Origin of the sequence: Phocaeicola abscessus CCUG 55929 (assembly GCF_000312445.1) — a bacterium.
GTDB classification, from domain to species: domain Bacteria; phylum Bacteroidota; class Bacteroidia; order Bacteroidales; family Bacteroidaceae; genus Phocaeicola; species Phocaeicola abscessus.
Genome location: NZ_HE997184.1, coordinates 267,380 through 284,387 on the forward strand (window position 1 = coordinate 267,380; position 17,008 = coordinate 284,387).

At 50.2% G+C, this 17,008-nt stretch carries 16 protein-coding genes and 1 pseudogene; 12 read left to right on the forward strand and 5 right to left on the reverse strand.

Annotated elements, in window-relative coordinates; translation table 11 throughout:
• The first annotated feature begins 45 nt into the window (after positions 1-45).
• Together BN102_RS07565 and BN102_RS07570 are read left to right on the forward strand one after the other, a co-directional pair.
• A complete protein-coding gene (locus BN102_RS07565) occupies positions 46-678 on the forward strand; it encodes a cytidylate kinase-like family protein (RefSeq protein ID WP_036787715.1) in 633 nt (210 codons plus the stop codon).
• An 11-nt stretch (positions 679-689) separates the two neighbouring features.
• A complete protein-coding gene (locus BN102_RS07570) occupies positions 690-2,066 on the forward strand; it encodes an aminopeptidase P family protein (protein ID WP_019208519.1) in 1,377 nt (458 codons plus the stop codon).
• Positions 2,067-2,190: 124 nt separating this feature from the next.
• On the opposite strand, the pseudogene fkp reads toward BN102_RS07570, so the two are convergent.
• Positions 2,191-2,658, reverse strand: a pseudogene (fkp, locus tag BN102_RS07575) (bifunctional fucokinase/fucose-1-phosphate guanylyltransferase); the annotation flags it as partial.
• Positions 2,659-3,058: 400 nt separating this feature from the next.
• Here fkp and sppA point away from each other — a divergent pair.
• The 5 genes from sppA (at position 3,059) to BN102_RS07600 (ending at position 9,014) form a co-directional block, all read left to right on the forward strand.
• Positions 3,059-4,834, forward strand: coding sequence for a signal peptide peptidase SppA (sppA, locus tag BN102_RS07580; protein WP_019208521.1), 1,776 nt, complete (start codon positions 3,059-3,061; stop codon positions 4,832-4,834).
• 3 nt (positions 4,835-4,837) lie between these two features.
• The gene (gene lpxK, locus BN102_RS07585; protein ID WP_019208522.1) at positions 4,838-5,956 is read left to right on the forward strand and encodes a tetraacyldisaccharide 4'-kinase; all 1,119 of its coding nucleotides are present in this window, start codon (positions 4,838-4,840) and stop codon (positions 5,954-5,956) included.
• Complete coding sequence (locus BN102_RS07590; protein ID WP_019208523.1) at positions 5,901-6,728, forward strand: purine-nucleoside phosphorylase; 828 nt, start codon at positions 5,901-5,903, stop codon at positions 6,726-6,728. The genes lpxK and BN102_RS07590 overlap by 56 nt, the downstream gene beginning before the upstream one ends.
• Positions 6,712-7,755 (forward strand): thiamine-phosphate kinase, encoded by a 1,044-nt coding sequence (thiL, locus tag BN102_RS07595; RefSeq protein ID WP_019208524.1) that lies wholly within the window; start codon positions 6,712-6,714, stop codon positions 7,753-7,755. Before BN102_RS07590 ends, thiL begins: the two co-directional genes overlap by 17 nt.
• Before the next feature lie 242 nt (positions 7,756-7,997).
• Positions 7,998-9,014: a Rid family hydrolase gene (locus BN102_RS07600; protein WP_019208525.1), complete on the forward strand. Its 1,017-nt coding sequence runs from the start codon at positions 7,998-8,000 to the stop codon at positions 9,012-9,014.
• Positions 9,015-9,020: 6 nt separating this feature from the next.
• On the opposite strand, the gene BN102_RS07605 is transcribed toward BN102_RS07600, so the two are convergent.
• The 3 genes from BN102_RS07605 to BN102_RS07615 all read right to left on the reverse strand — a co-directional run bounded on the left by BN102_RS07605 (position 9,021) and on the right by BN102_RS07615 (position 12,541).
• The gene (locus BN102_RS07605; RefSeq protein WP_019208526.1) at positions 9,021-9,707 is read right to left on the reverse strand and encodes a porin family protein; all 687 of its coding nucleotides are present in this window, start codon (positions 9,705-9,707) and stop codon (positions 9,021-9,023) included.
• A gap of 158 nt (positions 9,708-9,865) precedes the next feature.
• Positions 9,866-10,759, reverse strand: a complete 894-nt coding sequence (locus BN102_RS07610) for a glycoside hydrolase family 25 protein (protein WP_019208527.1) — start codon at positions 10,757-10,759, stop codon at positions 9,866-9,868.
• 135 nt (positions 10,760-10,894) lie between these two features.
• Positions 10,895-12,541 carry a diphosphate--fructose-6-phosphate 1-phosphotransferase gene (locus BN102_RS07615; protein WP_036787718.1) on the reverse strand — a complete coding sequence of 549 codons (1,647 nt, stop codon included), beginning with the start codon at positions 12,539-12,541 and terminating at the stop codon, positions 10,895-10,897.
• Between the two features lie 148 nt (positions 12,542-12,689).
• Between BN102_RS07615 and BN102_RS07620 the strand changes: the two genes are divergently transcribed.
• From BN102_RS07620 to BN102_RS07630, 3 genes are all read left to right on the forward strand, one after another.
• Complete coding sequence (locus BN102_RS07620; RefSeq protein ID WP_035455511.1) at positions 12,690-12,947, forward strand: hypothetical protein; 258 nt, start codon at positions 12,690-12,692, stop codon at positions 12,945-12,947.
• Complete coding sequence (locus BN102_RS07625) at positions 12,944-13,489, forward strand: 1-acyl-sn-glycerol-3-phosphate acyltransferase (protein ID WP_019208530.1); 546 nt, start codon at positions 12,944-12,946, stop codon at positions 13,487-13,489. Before BN102_RS07620 ends, BN102_RS07625 begins: the two co-directional genes overlap by 4 nt.
• Before the next feature lie 61 nt (positions 13,490-13,550).
• On the forward strand, positions 13,551-13,853 hold the full coding sequence (locus tag BN102_RS07630; protein ID WP_019208531.1) for a DUF8442 family protein: 303 nt from the start codon (positions 13,551-13,553) through the stop codon (positions 13,851-13,853).
• 13 nt (positions 13,854-13,866) lie between these two features.
• On the opposite strand, the gene BN102_RS07635 is transcribed toward BN102_RS07630, so the two are convergent.
• Positions 13,867-14,631: a nitrilase-related carbon-nitrogen hydrolase gene (locus tag BN102_RS07635; protein WP_245545346.1), complete on the reverse strand. Its 765-nt coding sequence runs from the start codon at positions 14,629-14,631 to the stop codon at positions 13,867-13,869.
• 765 nt (positions 14,632-15,396) lie between these two features.
• On the opposite strand from BN102_RS07635, the gene BN102_RS07640 reads away from it, so the two are divergent.
• Complete coding sequence (locus BN102_RS07640; RefSeq protein WP_019208533.1) at positions 15,397-16,176, forward strand: DUF6261 family protein; 780 nt, start codon at positions 15,397-15,399, stop codon at positions 16,174-16,176.
• Positions 16,177-16,276: 100 nt separating this feature from the next.
• Positions 16,277-16,999 (forward strand): TonB-dependent receptor plug domain-containing protein, encoded by a 723-nt coding sequence (locus tag BN102_RS11170; RefSeq protein ID WP_245545348.1) that lies wholly within the window; start codon positions 16,277-16,279, stop codon positions 16,997-16,999.
• The last annotated feature ends 9 nt before the right edge of the window (positions 17,000-17,008 follow it).

Sequence of the window (17,008 nt, forward strand, 5' to 3'; positions counted from 1 at the left end):
GCGAATTTATTTTATCTTTGCTTTATGAATAAAAGCAGAAGCCTCATGAACGAACATTTTGTAATCAACTTAGGACGCCAACTAGGTAGCGGCGGGCGAGAGATCGGCCGGAAACTGTCGAAAGCATTCGATATCGCCTATTACGACAGGGAACTCATCCAGTTAGCCTCCGACGAAAGCGGTCTATGCAAGGAATTCTTTGAAAAAGCCGACGAGAAAGCCCAACAACATATCCTCGGGAGCATGTTCGGAACCCGCTTCCCCTTCATCGGCGAAGGAACGATCCCTTACACCAATTGTCTGAGTAACGATTCCCTATTCAAGATTCAAAGCGACGTCATCCGCAGATTGGCGGAAAAACAGTCGTGTCTCTTCGTAGGACGTTGCGCCGACTATGTATTACGGGATTTCCCGCGTTGCGTCAACGTGTTCATTTCGGCGTCCAAAGCAGCCCGCATCGAACGACTGACCGGCATGCATCACATTCCGAAAGAGGAAGCCGAAAGACTGATGGAAGAAACGGACAAAAAACGAGCCGACTTCTACAATTACTACAGCTATAAAACGTGGGGAGCGGCCGCCACTTACCACCTCTGCATCGACTCTTCTGCATTGGGAATCGACCAGACCGTCGATTTCGTCCAAGAGTTCGTCAAAGTGAAACTGCACATTCATTAAATCTCCATATCATGTTTGCAAAAGAAATTTATATCGATCGCCGCACTCAACTCAAAAAAACAATGGGCAGCGGACTGTTGCTGTTTTTAGGCAATGAAGAAAGCGGAATGAACTACGCGGACAATACTTACCGGTTCCGTCAAGACTCATCCTTTCTTTATTTCTTCGGACTGAATTTCGCAGGCCTGAGCGCCGTGATCGATATCGACGAGGATAAAGAAATCGTCTTTGGCCATGAACTCACCATCGACGACATCGTTTGGATGGGAACGCAACCCACCCTGCACGAGAAAGCGCAACGGATAGGAGTCGATCATACGCTCCCTACCGCCGAGTTGAAAAAGTATGTAAAAAAAGCGATCGATAAAAGGCAGCCCGTACATTACCTGCCGACTTACCGCCCCGAGCATCAGGTGAAACTCTTCCACTTATTAAATGTGAAGCCCGGTACGGAACGACCGTCCGTGCCGTTCATCCGAGCCATCGTTGAGATGCGAAACCACAAGCGTGCGGAAGAAATCGCCGAGATCGATCGCGCCTGCGACGTGACCGCCCAAATGCACACGGCCGCGATGAAGACGCTGCAAGTCGGCATGAAGGAATACGAAGTGACCGCAGTTATCGAAGCCGCCGCCCAGCAAAACGGATGTCCGCTCGCTTTTCCGACGATCGCTACAGTATGCGGTCAGACCCTGCATAATCACGTCCATATTCACTCTGTCAAAGAAGGCGACATGTTACTGGTAGACGCCGGAGCCGAGACATCGATGGGATACGCGGGCGACATGTCGTCGACAATCCCCGCCGGCAAACAGTTCTCCGACCGCCAGCGAGAAATCTACGACATTCAGGTGGCCGCCCATCAAGCGGCCGTGACCGCCTTAAAACCGGGCGTTCCTTTTGAAGACATTCATAAACTGGCCTGCCGTACTCTTTTCGACGGGTTGAAAGCTGTGGGCCTCACGAAAGGCGACACTCACGAGGCGGTCGAAGCCGGAGCCCATGCGATGTTCTTCCCCTGCGGACTAGGGCACATGATGGGACTGGACGTGCACGACATGGAAAATTTGGGTGAGGTATGGGTAGGCTATAACGGACAACCCAAAAGCACCGTATTCGGTCTGAAGTCGTTGCGCCTCGCCCGACCTTTGGAACCGGGATTCGTGCTGACCATCGAACCGGGAATCTACTTCATCCCGGAGTTGATTGATTACTGGAAATCCGAACATCGCTTCGCCGACTTTATCAATTACGAGAAGTTGGAAACGTACAAAGATTTTACCGGTCTGCGTAACGAGGAAGATTATCTGATCACCGAAACTGGAGCCAGACGGTTGGGACACATCTATGTTCCCCTCGCCGCCGACGAAGTGGAAGCGCTGAGATAATCGCCCTAAATCGTCCCACAGATCCCCGTGACAGGAGAAAATCGGAATGCGCAGGCATGGTTATCCATCGTAAAGTCAATAAACCAACGATTCCTTGAACCTTCGGTTGCCGGGGCAACACTTACCGAATGCGCGCCGATGCTTCCGTATCCTTCGCTATCATGTACAGGAATCCGCCGCCACCGGCACCCGGCAACTTGTATCCCAAACAATAATCGTCGATCAACCGGATGATGGCCTCGACCTGAGGCGGATCGGTGCCTACATCCAATCTCTTGTCCTGTTCCCACATCTTCCGAACCAGTCGACCTGTCTCTTCCAAGTCTCCCCGCTGAATCGCTTCGTACACATCCAAGGTATGACGCTTCATCCGGGCCAGCAAGTCGAGATGTTGGGTGACATTGAGAAACATGTTTCGGACGACCTCCGTCAAAATTCCTTTTGCCGTACACGTAATACCGGTATAATAGAGCAAATGGCACTTTTGATATTCAGGATTGGTAAATAGATAATCCGGTAGCCAGCGCACCTGCGGATGCTGTTCCATTCCGGAAGCCGTTTCCAACCACTTGACGCCTCGCAATACGTCGCCGGGCAACGACAATATGGCAACGCTCAACCGGTTCAGTACTTCGTCTTCGATCTGCAGATGTTCGCCTAAGGCAAGGCCGAACTGAGCATACATATCATAATAGGAAATCTTGCCGTCCTTCTCAGTCTGTTTCACCAGCAACTCCACCGCCCTATCACTCAACAGTCAGATACCTACGTCCACTAAAAACAGGTGCGTTTGAGTCAACTTACCCAGCAAATTAAGTGGAAGAGACAATGACTTTCTCATTCCGATTTAAATTTTCACCGTACAAAATATAGTTTAAATCATACACAGCTAAATTTACATACGAAATCAGACATTTTCTTTGCATTTCCGAATACAATATCTTATTTTTGTTTGCAAATTAGGCATATCATTAATTTAATTCTTCGTTATAATGAAAGATTTTCTAAAGTATACACTTGCTACACTGGTCGGCATTGTGTTGGCAGGAATCGTCTTTTGTATCATAGGAATTGTATCGTTTGTCGGGATATTCACTTCGTCTGATTCGGAAACGAAAGTAAGAGAAAATTCGATATTCGAGTTGCAGTTGAACGGTATCATTACAGAACGGTCGCAACATAATCCGCTGTCGACGCTGCTGGAGGAAAATTACCCCACGTACGGCTTGGACGATATCCTGACGTCTATCAAAAAAGCGAAAGAAAACGAAAACATCAAAGGAATTTATCTGGAATCCTCGATTCTCGGTTATTCTTCCTATGCCACAAACGAGGAGATCCGCAGGGCCTTGCTCGATTTCAAAGAAAGCGGCAAGTTCATCGTAGCCTACGCGGATCAATACAATCAGGCGAACTATTACCTCTCGAGCGTGGCGGACAAGGTGATCGCCAATCCGCAAGGTTCGTTGAGTTGGCACGGTTTGGCTTCTCAACCCGTCTTTTACAAGGAGTTGCTAGATAAGATTGGCATTCAGATGCAGGTCTTCAAAGTCGGGACTTATAAATCGGCGGTGGAACCTTTCACCTCCACACAGATGAGCGATGCGAATCGCGAGCAGGTTACCTTGCTCCTCAACGACTTGTGGGGAAAGATGATCGACGAGGTCTCCGAAAGCAGGAATCTCCCTGTCGACTCGCTGAATGCATACGCCGACAGGCTAATGGATCTTCAGCCGGCGCAGGAATATGTAACATGCGGCCTGGTAGATACGCTACTCTACAGAGATGAAGTCCGCAACTATCTGAAACAATTGTCGGGCAGATCGGAAGACGAGAACTTGCGTACGCTCCTGCTGGAAGACATGGTGAATGTGAGGCGGAACGTTCCGAAAGACAAAAGCGGCAATGTCATCGCCGTCTATTATGCCTGTGGCGAAATCGATCTGAACGGAGGATTGCCCTTTGCAGGTGCGGGAGATATCGATTCCAAGAAAGTGGCAAAGGATTTGAGAAGATTGCGCGAAGATAAAAACATCCGGGCTATCGTGCTTCGGGTAAACTCTCCCGGCGGCAGCGCCTACGGGTCGGAACAGATATGGAGCGAAGTAGAAAAGACGAAAGGCGTCAAACCGATCATAGTCTCCATGGGAGATTACGCCGCCTCCGGTGGTTATTACATTTCGTGCGCCGCAGATACCATCGTGGCGGAAACAACCACCCTGACAGGCTCTATCGGAGTCTTCGGCATGTTCCCCGATGCAAGCAAGCTGTTGAAGGATAAATTAGGCATCCGCTTCGACGTGGTGAAGACGAACCGCATGAGCGATTTCGGCTCCCCCGAACGACCTTTCAACGAAAGCGAAAGAGCTGTCATTCAGCACTATGTTGACCTCGGATACGCCCTTTTCGTGAAACGATGCGCCGAAGGCAGAGGTATGTCGCCCGAAGCGATCGAACGAATTGCGGAAGGCCGGGTTTGGACTGGACTTCGCGCCAAGGAATTGGGCTTAGTAGACGAAATCGGCGGCTTGGATAAGGCATTGGAGATAGCAGCGAAAAAAGCAAACCTCGAAAGTTATACGATACTGAGTTATCCGGGGAAAAAAGGATTCTGGAGCAGTTTGATAACCAATCAAAAAGACAGAATGGTTCAAAGCGAACTGAAAGAATACTTGGGAGAATTCTACAGTGGGTTCCAATTCTTGAAACACCTGGATAACGCATATCCTATTCAGGCCAGATTGTCTTTCGAGCCGAACATCAGATGAGGCATGGAAGATAACTTTATCGAAATAAACAAATGGCTCTTACCAGCTGCGTGGTTATATGGGCTGGGCGTCAAGCTGCGCAACAAACTCTTCGATTGGGGAGTGCTGGAAGAACGCAGCTACCCGATACCCATCATCTCCATCGGAAACCTCACGGTCGGCGGAACAGGCAAGACACCTCATACGGAATATTTGATAAAGCTATTGAGTCGCCAGTGGAAAGTAGCAGTCCTCAGCCGGGGATATAAACGCCAATCGAAAGGATTTATCCTGGCAAAATCCGATACTCCCCATTCGACAATCGGCGACGAGCCCTACCAGATGAAACAAAAGTTTCCCGAGACCTACATCGCCGTGGATACCGATCGCAGGCAGGGGATCGAAATGCTGATGAAGGAATCCGTCGCTCCAAATCTGGACGTAATTCTGCTCGACGACGCTTTTCAGCATCGGTACGTCAAACCCGGGCTGAACATTCTGTTAGTCGACTATCACAGACTGATTTGCGACGATGCCCTACTTCCCGCCGGCAGGCTGCGCGAGCCGGAATCGGGAAAAACGAGGGCGAACATCGTGATCATTACCAAATGCCACAAGGAAATCAACCCGATGGAATTCCGCATCCTCACCAAAAAGATGGATCTTTTCCGCTACCAGCAGTTATATTTCACCATGCTGAACTACGGGAAGCTCTATCCGCTCTCCAAGATCGGAAAAACCTATCCGTTGAGTTGTGTCAACAAGGATGTACACATACTCCTGCTTACGGGTATCGCATCCCCCGAAAAGATGGTCAAAGATCTGAAGGTATATAATAAGCACACCTCACTGTTAGCTTTTCACGATCACCACGACTTTACAGCAGCCGATTTGAGCATGCTCAAAGAACGTTTCTTGAAACTGCCCGAAAAGAGGCGCATGATCATTACCACAGAAAAAGATGCCGCTCGTTTGGAACATCATCCGCTTTTGGACGAACAGCTTAAGCCTTACATCTACGTGCTCCCGATCGAAATTGCTTTTCTTCAGAACCAAGCAGAATCATTTAATTCAAATATATCAGACTATGTTAGAAAGAATCAAAGAAACAGCCGCTTTTCTCAAGCAGCGCATACGTTCTAATCCCCGAATCGCCATTATCTTAGGTACGGGATTGGGACGTTTAACCGATGAGATCGTCGCTCCCTATTGCATTGACTATAAAGACATTCCGCACTTCCCCGTTTCGACGGTGGAAGGCCACAGCGGCCGACTTATTTTCGGCAAGTTGGGTGGGCAAGACATCATAGCCATGCAAGGCCGTTTTCACTACTACGAGGGATATGATATGCACGAAGTGACCTTCCCTGTCAGAGTGATGAACGAGGTGGGAATCCGGACGCTGTTCGTATCCAACGCTTCAGGCGGTACCAATCCGCTGTTCGACGTGGGCGACCTGATGATCATCACCGACCACATCAACTTCTTTCCGCAACACCCGCTGCACGGCCCGAACGTAGGCGACGGGCCCCGTTTTCCCGATATGAGCGAAGCCTATTCGAAAGATTTGATCGCCCTCGCCTTGAAGATTGCAGCAGAAAAGCGCATACACGTACAGCAAGGCGTTTATTTGGGAACACAAGGTCCTACGTACGAAACACCAGCCGAATACAAAATGTTTCGCTTATGGGGTGCCGACGCCGTAGGTATGTCGACCGTCCCCGAAGTGATTGTGGCCAACCATTGCGGTATGAAAGTATTCGGCGTGTCGGTCGTGACGGACATGGGAGTCGAAAACCGAATTCAAAAAATCTCTCACGAAGACGTTCAGAAAGCGGCGGACGCTTCTCAGGAAAAGATGACCGAACTCATGCGCGAAATGATAAAGCGAAGCGGAGATGCAACAAATCAATAGAACGGAAATTTCCACCCTCGGCGAATTCGGACTCATCAAACGTCTGACAACAGGTATCGAACCCGTTCATCCAGAAACCCGATACGGTATCGGAGATGATGCCGCCGTCCTCTCCTACCCCGACAAACCAGTCCTGGTAACCACCGACCTGCTCATGGAGGGGATTCATTTCGACCTGCAATACACTCCACTGAAACATCTGGGATACAAGGCGGCCATCATCAATTTCTCCGATATCTACGCCATGAACGGAACTCCGAAGCAAATGACCGTCTCCATCGCCATCTCCAAACGTTTCTGCGTAGAGGATATGGAAGAGCTGTATGCCGGAATCCGATTGGCGTGCCGAGCGTACAACGTTGACTTGGTGGGCGGGGACACTGCGCCTTCGGTCACGGGACTGGCCATCAGCATCACTTGCATCGGCGAAGCGGAGCCAGGACGAGTGGTTTATCGCAACGGTGCCCGGACCACCGACCTGATTTGCGTGAGCGGCGACTTGGGAGCCGCTTACATGGGATTGCAATTATTGGAAAGGGAAAAAGCAGTATTCCGAGGGAAACAGGAGATCGACCCCGATTTCTCCGGAAAAGAATACATCCTCGAACGTCAACTGAAGCCCGAAGCCCGCAAGGACATCGTCGCAGCATTAGCCCAGGCAGGCATAAAGCCTACCGCTATGATGGATATCTCCGACGGGCTCTCCTCCGAACTGATGCATATCTGTTCGCAAAGCAACACGGGGTGCCGCATCTACGAAGATCGCCTCCCCATCGACTACCAAACCGCAGTCATGGCAGAAGAGTTCAACATGAACGTAACCACCTGCGCGCTGAACGGAGGTGAAGATTACGAATTGCTCTTTACCGTTCCTCTCGTCTTGCACGAGAAAATCCAAGACATGTCGGGAGTAAAGGAGATCGGATACATCACGGAACCTGAGCTCGGGCGTGCGCTCATTACGCGAGACGGCCAGGAGCTGGAATTGAAAGCACAAGGGTGGAATCCCCTGAAAGAAACCAGCTAAGATGGCGCAAAAGTACTCCGTCTCCTCCTTTACATAGAAAACCGTGGGAGTTGTTAAATCGGAAGCTTGAGACTTAGCGAAGAAGAGTGTAGAGAGAAATAGCAATCGATTCGTTTGCCCTCGCCCGGAACAGACTTTGACCGAAAGCAAAGGAGATGTATCCCCTTTTATAGGTATTTTCTTTCGAACCTTTCCTGTACAGAAAAAAAACAGTATCTTTGCGACCCGGAAATATAACTCTTATGGATAAATACGAAATAATAGCGTGCCGAAGCAGGGATTCTTTTGCAGAACGCATGGAAGAGATAAGCGCCAGAACCATTTCATACCTCACCGAAGAACAAAAGCACCATCGTCGACTTCAATACTGCAAGGTATTCCTCAGCGATATTCAAAATCAATATCGGCAATTAATCGAATCCAAACTATATCAGGAGATTCTTTCCGATGCGGCTCCCACCATCGTCGAACAAGTGCCGCTGGACGGCTCTAAGATAACCCTCCTGTTGAAGACTTCGGATGAAGTGTGTCCGTTCGTTTTCCAGCCTTTCCGCCTGACGGAAGAGGAAGCCAGCTGCAACAACTCTTACTTGGAAACCATGATCTTATTCGAGAAATACCTGAAATCGCAAAAGGATCAGGATTCGCCGATGGATCGCAACCTGGTGCGCACATGGATTTACGTGAACGACATCGATAATAATTACAACGGAGTAGTCAAAGCGCGGAATGACGTATTCAAACGATACGGCCTATCGGTGGACACCCACTTCATAGCCAGCACCGGCATCGGAGGGAACTCCTGCGTGCGGAATGCTTTCGTGGCGATGGACTTCCTGACCTATCCGAACATCCGGGAAGAAGACAAATTCTATTTGAAAGCATTAGACCACCTGAGCCCCACGCACGACTACGGCGTATCGTTCGAGCGTGGCACGCGCCTCTCGCTGCCCGGCAAAAAGATATATTACATCTCGGGTACGGCCAGCATAGACAAATACGGACACGTACTCTACTTGGGCGATTTGGAAAAACAAACAAACCGTTTGTTAGAGAATATCGAAGCCTTGCTTAAAGAGGGAGAAGCGAGCATGGACGACATCCGGTATTTCATCATCTATCTACGCGATGTATCCGACTATTCGGCTACCGAAGCCTACATGCGCAACCGTTACCCGACCGTTCCGCACGTGATAGTCGGCGCAAAAGTTTGTCGGCCGGAGTGGTTGATTGAGATGGAGTGCATTGCGGAGAAATAGCAGCAATCAGAATCGATATCCGACGTTAAAGATGCACATCACATTGCGGGGATGAGCGCCTAAGAACATGTCGGCGCAAAGCGGCGTCAAGCCGTAAGTGCACTCCATCCCCATCGTCAGATGACGGACAACGAAGTCGACAGCTACGCCCAGTCCCGCATCGAACCGATGCAAGGGCGGCATCGTCACCGTTTCAGTCTCTTTGTAACGAACGAGACGATCGTAATCGCATGCTCCTGCAAAATGATTCGTGCCGAAAGTTCCTCGGAAGTTTTCAAAATCGGGAACTTCTATCTGTGTTTTTCCGATCAGCCCGTAAGCAATATAGGGTCCCGCCTTGAAAAAGATTCCCGCAGGCATCCTCCGACCGAACTTCAACGAATAAGCAATGTAAAGCGGCATCTCAAGGTAATCCAAATAAGTCCCCAGATTCGCCCTGACGATTTGTTCCTTACCGTAAAAGCCTTTGAAGTTCATCCCCTTTGCAGCGAAGAAAAGTCCCGGGTTGAAAGTCCAATTGTCCTGTCGGGTAAGAGGGATGTAACTCTCTACGCCGACTTTATACGCCAGCCTCATCTCCGAAGGCCCCGAAAGCGTACTGAATCCCACCCCCGCCTTGACACCGAATTCAACCTGCGCCGAAACGCCGAGCGTGCTAATCAGCACTATGCCTATTACCCATAACTTTTTCATGATCTTTTCTTTATGTATGTTATTAAAGTAGGCGAAAGGCTGCCTGCAAATCGCCTAAAAATACGAATTTAAATCCAACTTTGCAATATCATCCGCAAATTGCTAAAATATACCGAAGTAACTTACCATCGAGCCGTACAGCGAAACTCAGTCCATAATCAAGGTCGACGCCGAACGGTCATAGCCATGAGTTCCTCCCAAGTTCCATTGAATACATTCAGATCGACCTTCTCCTCAATGCCGGGCAGAGTGCCGACATCGGTATGCTGCCAGAATTTCCATGCCCCTTTATATGCTACTGAATCCACGTAATAATGGGCGATCCAATAAGGATAAGCATCGAAGACGGAATCGTTCAGATACTTCGTCTTATACCGATAAGAAGCGTAAATAATGGGTTTTACTCCATAGTACGCTTCGATTCTGCGGAGCCAAACTTTCACATCCGATTCAAATCGTGCTCTATCCTCCGGTTTCTGTTCTATGTCCAATACGGGAGGCAAATCCAAGGAATCCAACTCTACGTGCCGAATAAAGAAATCGGCCTGTCTGCGGGGATCGGTCTTGGGATTATAAAAATGATAGGCGCCGCGGATAAATCCATGCGCTCGTGCAGAATCGAAGTTCGCCTTAAACGTTTTGTCTTCCAAATCGCCTCCCTCCGACGCTTTCATAAAGATAAACCGAATAGGGAACGATCCCGTTCGGGCATCGTCCAACCTGCGCCAATCTATCTCTCCTTGATAATGCGACAAATCCATTCCATGTACATAGTCGCCGGCAGGCATGCAGACACCGTAGCTTTTTACTCCATAACAAGGTTTCCACCGATAGGAATAGGGACGGATGAAAAAGGCATAGAAAAAGTATAGAAAGAGTACGGCAATCCCGATCGACACCAGATAAAACAATCCCGGTGGAAGATCCCGACGAGGCGGCTTTTTCCTTTGTCGGGAAGCACTTTTCCGTTTTCCGGCAACGACCTTCCGCTTCATCTTCTTTCGGAGCGTTTTGGGCCCGATGTTCTCGGTCGATTTGATCATCCGTTTCATATTCTTACTATAAAAGACAAAGGTGTATCAAGCCTCGTCTTTTCATCCCCGATACCTTTGATACACCTCGTTCACTTTCGCGAAGTTCAGCGCCGATCGAATATCTTTTCATACGTTCCCGTCGGCAGGCGACACCTATGGTTTACCTTGCTCGAACTGCAAAGTCTTCGTAGGCTGATCGCAAACTTCTTTCGGGCCGAAATATTGAATCGGGCCCGGATAGACGTAAGCAGTTTCCTTCGCCCACACGTCGCGCTGAGCGGCAAACTTTTTGAACGGTTCTCCCTCCAACTCGACCAGCGCCTTTTGGATAACCGGTTTCATCTTTCCGTTGCGACGCTCCATATTCATCATCGCCGTAATGGGGATACCGCCGGCAATCCATTCCGCAGCAGGGGCGGTTAAGTTCCGGACGGAAGCCATATAGCCGGTCTTACCGTTCGCAATCAATACGGAAGCCGTATACCCTAACGAATAACAGTAATCGGAATCGAAATTGGAAGGAGCTGCGCAACGTCCTTCGTAACCGAAGAAGTGATGCTGGGCAGCGAATTTACCGACAAATTTCCCTTCCCGTTTCCATTCGGCCAATTTCGAGCCGACCATATCGCTCAACAATTTCTCCGTTTCGATCAAAGAAACTTGGACATTGCCGTGAGGATCGCGATCCAGAGAAAGTTGCCGGGCGACTTCTTCTGGAAGGGAGGCATAAAGTTCGGCGTTTTCCTGCGACAACCGGGACACGATGTATTCCCGTTGTCGGGCACGTTCGATGGCAGCGAACTCTTCGCCGTTCTTCGCCAAAAAATCGTTCAACTCGCTGATCAGCCGTTTCACGACGGGAATGAATTCAATCAAGCCTTCCGGAACCAGTACCGTACCGAAATTTTTACCTTCGGCGGCACGCAGGGCGACAATCTCGGCGATGTAGGTCACCACGTCGTCCAAAGTCATATCCTTTTCCTGAATTTCTTCAGAAATCAAACAGACGTTCGGTTGAACCTGCAGCGCGCATTCCAAGGCAATATGCGATGCCGATCGCCCCATCAGTTTGATAAAATGCCAGTATTTGCGGGCGGAGTTACAATCGCGCAAGATATTGCCGATTACCTCGGAATAAGTCTTGGTGGCCGTATCGAAACCGAAAGAGGCCTCGATCATGGCATTCTTCAAATCGCCATCGATGGTTTTAGGACAACCGATCACCTGGACACCGTATTTCTTCGCCGCATAATATTCGGCCAACACACAAGCATTGGTATTCGAATCGTCGCCACCGATAATGACAATCGCCTGGATATCCAATTTACGAATTATCTTTAAACCGCTTTCAAACTGATCTTCCGTTTCCAATTTGGTGCGCCCCGAGCCGATCATATCGAAACCGCCGGTATTCCGATAATCGTCAATGATATCAGCGGTCAATTCCGTATAACGATGTTCGATCAAACCGCTCGGCCCCATCAGGAAGCCGTAAAGGCGGTTGTCCTTATTCAATCGTTTGATGCCGTCAAACAAGCCGGAAATCACATTGTGCCCACCGGGAGCCTGTCCTCCCGACAAGATTACGCCCACGTTAAAAGTGGGCGATTCCCTCTTCTCACCTTCCACGAAGCGGATTAGAGGCATCCCATAAGTATTGGGAAAGAGCGACTTGATTTCCTCCCGATCGGCAACAGCCTGTGTAGCTTCTTCTTCTCTTACTTTTACCGCCCCCTGCAAAGCTTTGGGAAGCTTCGGCTGATAAGCGGCTCTCGCCATTTGTAATGCACTTTTCGTTATCATTTTACAATCAATCTTTTGAAAAAAATATTCTTCTCGTTAAGCAACGGCAAATTTCGCTTTTTTTTCGGAAATATGAAAAGGAAGACTGTAAAAAAAATACTACCTTTACGCCGAAATATAGTAATCACCTTTAGATCGATTGATTATGGCAACGAGAAGAGCGCTTAAAAAGAAACTCTCCTACATGGCGGGAGAATTATTGACTGCGAGTTTGGTAGCGGGTGTCGACCGCCAAAAGATAGTCGATGCCGTCGACCGCGTATTGAAGCTCATTCCGCGCGTCAGTCATACCGAACCGGGCAATGTCAAAGATTTCTACAAAGCCCTGACTGCCGACTTGGATAAAGAGATAAAAATCGTAATCGACGAATTGGAGAAAGCGGGCAACCGAACGGAACCATGAAGAAAGTCTTTTTCGGATTTATCTTTCATAAGCTCATGGGATGGACGGGCAGGATCTCCGTCGCGCTTCCCGACAAATGTATCATCGCGATTGCACCACATACGTCGAACTGGGACTTTCTGATCGGGGAACTCTTTGCGCATACCTACGGATGGAAATCGAAATTCATGATGAAAAAAGAGTGGTTTTTCTGGCCCTTGAGACCTCTTCTCAAGAAAATGGGAGGGATTCCGATCGATCGCGGCCGCAAGACCTCCACCGTGGAACAAACCGTCGAGATGGCGAAAAACACCAAGACCTTTCACCTCGGCATCACGCCGGAAGGTACGCGAAAGCCCAACCCGAACTGGAAACACGGCTTTTATTACATAGCCTTAGGGGCAAAAATTCCCATCGTTCCGGTGGCCATCGACTACAGAACAAAAAGCATCGTGGCGGAGATGATTTTACAACCCGGCGGAGACGCCACAGCCGACATGCGGAAAATCAAACGGTATTTCTCCCGATTCACAGGGAAACACCCGGAGAATTTCGCCGTTTAAATGCCGGCCGGTGAGAAACGCTTGCACCATCAATAAAAGAAACATAACATTTTTGAACACCATGTATACCATACTATCCAATGCTTCCGGCACAAGGAGTATCCGCATTTCGGAAGAAAATCTTCAAACCATCGGCAAGTACGCCCTGTTCGACCAATTGATAGACAGTAACGGCATCATCGACGAATCGGTTTTAGAGAAGCTGAAATTGAATATTCGTTCGCTCATCGCAGGAGCCGAAGGCAATTGCAAGGATTTGCTCGACCTCTGCATCGATGTGGTCTACCACGACAACATGAAAGTTTTCGGATTAAAGAACTTAATCGCTCTTTATACTGACTGGAAAGGCCGACAACCAACTTGACGCATGGCGACGCTCAATCGGCATCTCTCCAGACGGGAAATTGCCGGCGGAACACGTCGAGCCGCCGTTTGTCCAGGTCGGCGGAGGCGATACACGCTTCGTCGGCGCATGCCGTCAAGGGCTCTCCGTACGCATCGATCACGGCGCTGTATCCGTTGTAGCTCGTCGCCTGATCGGACCCTACCCGGTTGACTGCGATCACATAACACTGATTTTCTATCGCCCGCGCCCTCACTAAAGTTCGCCAAGCCTCGATCCGCAAAGCGGGGAAATTCGCTACGTAAATGATGGCATCGTAATCGCCGCGATACCTCGACCAGACGGGAAAACGGATATCGTAGCACACTTGCAGAAGGAAGCGAAAACCCTTATACTCGACCACCACGCGCCGATCCCCCGCCGTAAAATACCTCTCTTCGCCGGCATAGGAGAACAGGTGTTTCTTATCGTAAAACCGAACGGCACCGTCCGGCATGACGAAAAAGAAACGGTTACGGCGCACCGCCTCCGTTACCCGACAGGCGAGGCTTCCCGCCAACGCAAACCGATATTTCTCCGCCATCCGTTGCATCCAGGGCAAAGTTTCTCCGTCATCGTAGACAATCGTGTCTCGACGATCGAGGGTACAAAAGCCGGTAGAGAACATCTCCGGCAAGACCACCAGGTCTGTTTCGGGCAAGCCCTCCAAAAGCCCTTCCATCCGTCGGCGGTTCTCCGCCGGAGCGGCTGCGACGATATCCCGCTGCAGCAGGGTTACGTTCATTCGGTAAGGAATCATCTTTCCGTTCATTAAAAAGTAAATCTCGAGGCCCTTCGGGTTACAAAACTATGAAGATTTCGCCGGAACCGCAACCGAATCGCAGAGATTATTCCCTCCCTTCCCGTTCCCTACATCCACATCCTCCGCCGACCAACCGTTTTTCGCCGCACGATTTTTTTTTCAAAATTCTTCCTTTTTTATTTGGTTCTTTATAAAGATTGACTATATTTGCAACTGCACAAATGAAAAAATAGACGCCCGGCTACACCGATTGCCTGATTGATACCCAACCGGCCAGCCGACAAAAGCGAGCGGGGAACATTACTCCCGCGCATTATGTACTGACACCAAAACGGAAGTTTTACTTTTGCAACACGAAGCAGCAATACCTAAAACGGATTTTAGATCCTGCCGAGTGGATCGACAACGCCTAAAACGGATTTTAGATCCCGCCGAGTGGATCGACAACGCCTAAAACGGATTTTAGGTCCCGCCGAGCGGATCGATAACGCCTAAAACGGATTTTAGGTCCCGCCGAGTGGATCGACAACATCTAAAACGGATTTTAGGTCCCGCCGAGTGGATCGACAACACCTAAAATGGATTTTAGGTCCCGCCGAGCGGATCGACAACGCCTAAAACGGATTTTAGGTCCCGCCGAGCGGATCGACAACGCCTAAAATGGATTTTAGATCCCGTCGAGCCGATCGGCAACGCCGAACCCGATGTTTGATTTCCGGCGAGCGATTCGCCGACTATTATTAACCATAAAAACTAACTGTCATGGAAAATTTACTGAAAATTGACCGAAGCAATTGCGGCAGGTACCCCAATGCGCTGCACGCACAGTTCCACAACCGCATGCACGCCCTCATCGCGGGCGAAGAGCTTGCCACCCTGCATCTCAGCGACGCGCTGCTGAAAGAATGGCGCGAGTACATCGACACCGAAGTCTCCATCAACCGAGAGGCGGAGGCGAGCATCCTCTCCAAACGAATGCTGGAAAAAGACGGGGAGCGCGACAAACTGTTGAGCTACCTCTTCAACACGGTGAGCAACGAACGGCTCAACAGCGTCGATAACGAGGCCAGAGAGGCCGCCGAACGCATCGGCTACGCCGTCGACCCCTACAGAGGCTTGCAAGGTGAGGCCTACGATGCCGAAACGTTGCACATCATCGGACTCTTGGAGGATCTGGACAAAACGGAGGCGAAGCCCGACGTGCAGAAATTGGGCCTGGCGCCCACGGTAGCCCGACTGAAAACGGTGAACAAGGAGTACCAAGACTTGCAGACGGAACGCATGACCCTCCGCGTGGAAAGCAAGCTGCCCTCCGCGCGCGAAATCCGCCCCCAAACCGACGCCGCCTACTACCTGGTGTGCCGTTACATCGACGGCAGCTACGTGCTCGGCACGCCCGAGGTACGAACCGCGATCGAGTCGCTCATCCTCCGCATGAACCAGCTCATCGGCGAGGCGAAGACCGCCTACAACCTGAGTATGGGACAGAAAAAGCGGGGCAGCGGCGAAACGCCTCAACCCCCGCTCGCCGACGAACTTTAAAGCGGCGTCCATACCGAGCCGGGCCCGGAAAAGCCCGGCTCGTACATCCATGTTGGAAAGAACCTTATATTTATAACATAAAACACTTAAAAAAATATCTATGAAAAAACTATTTCCAATCCTTTACTGCCTGTTTACAGGCATCGTAGGGATCTTTGCCCAAGAGCGAGAAGTGAGAGGCGTCGTCCTATCCACGGACAATGCCCCGGTTATTCAGGCCTCTGTAGTGGTGAGCGGCCAACGTACCATCGGCACCTCGACCGATCGCGACGGAAATTTCGTACTCAAAGTGCCGGCGAATGCCAAATTCCTAAAAGTCTCCTACGTAGGTATGACGACGCAGACGGTGGCGATCGAACCGGTCATGCGCATCGTACTCGAACCGGACACGAAAGCGTTGGACGAGGTGGTAGTCATCGCCTACGGCACGGCCAAGAAACAGTCGCTGGTAGGCGCCCAGGCGTCCGTCAGCGCTCGACAATTGGAGAAAAGACCGATTACCAACGTGTCGAACGCGCTGAGTGCGCTCGCTCCCGGCGTTCAAGTCACCACCTCCACCGGTCAGCCTGGAGCCAGCAGCAGCATCCGCATTCGCGGTTTCGGTTCCATCAACGCATCTTCGTCGCCCCTGTACATCGTGGATGGCAGCATTTACAACGGTGCGATTTCGGACATCGCTCCGCAAGACATTCAAAGCATCAGCATCTTGAAAGATGCCGCCTCTACCGCCCTCTACGGATCGAGCGCCGGCAACGGCGTCATCATGATTACGACCAAGAGCGGAGCTACCCGGGGGGGGGGGGGAAACCGTCCTTCAACCTGACCATCAATC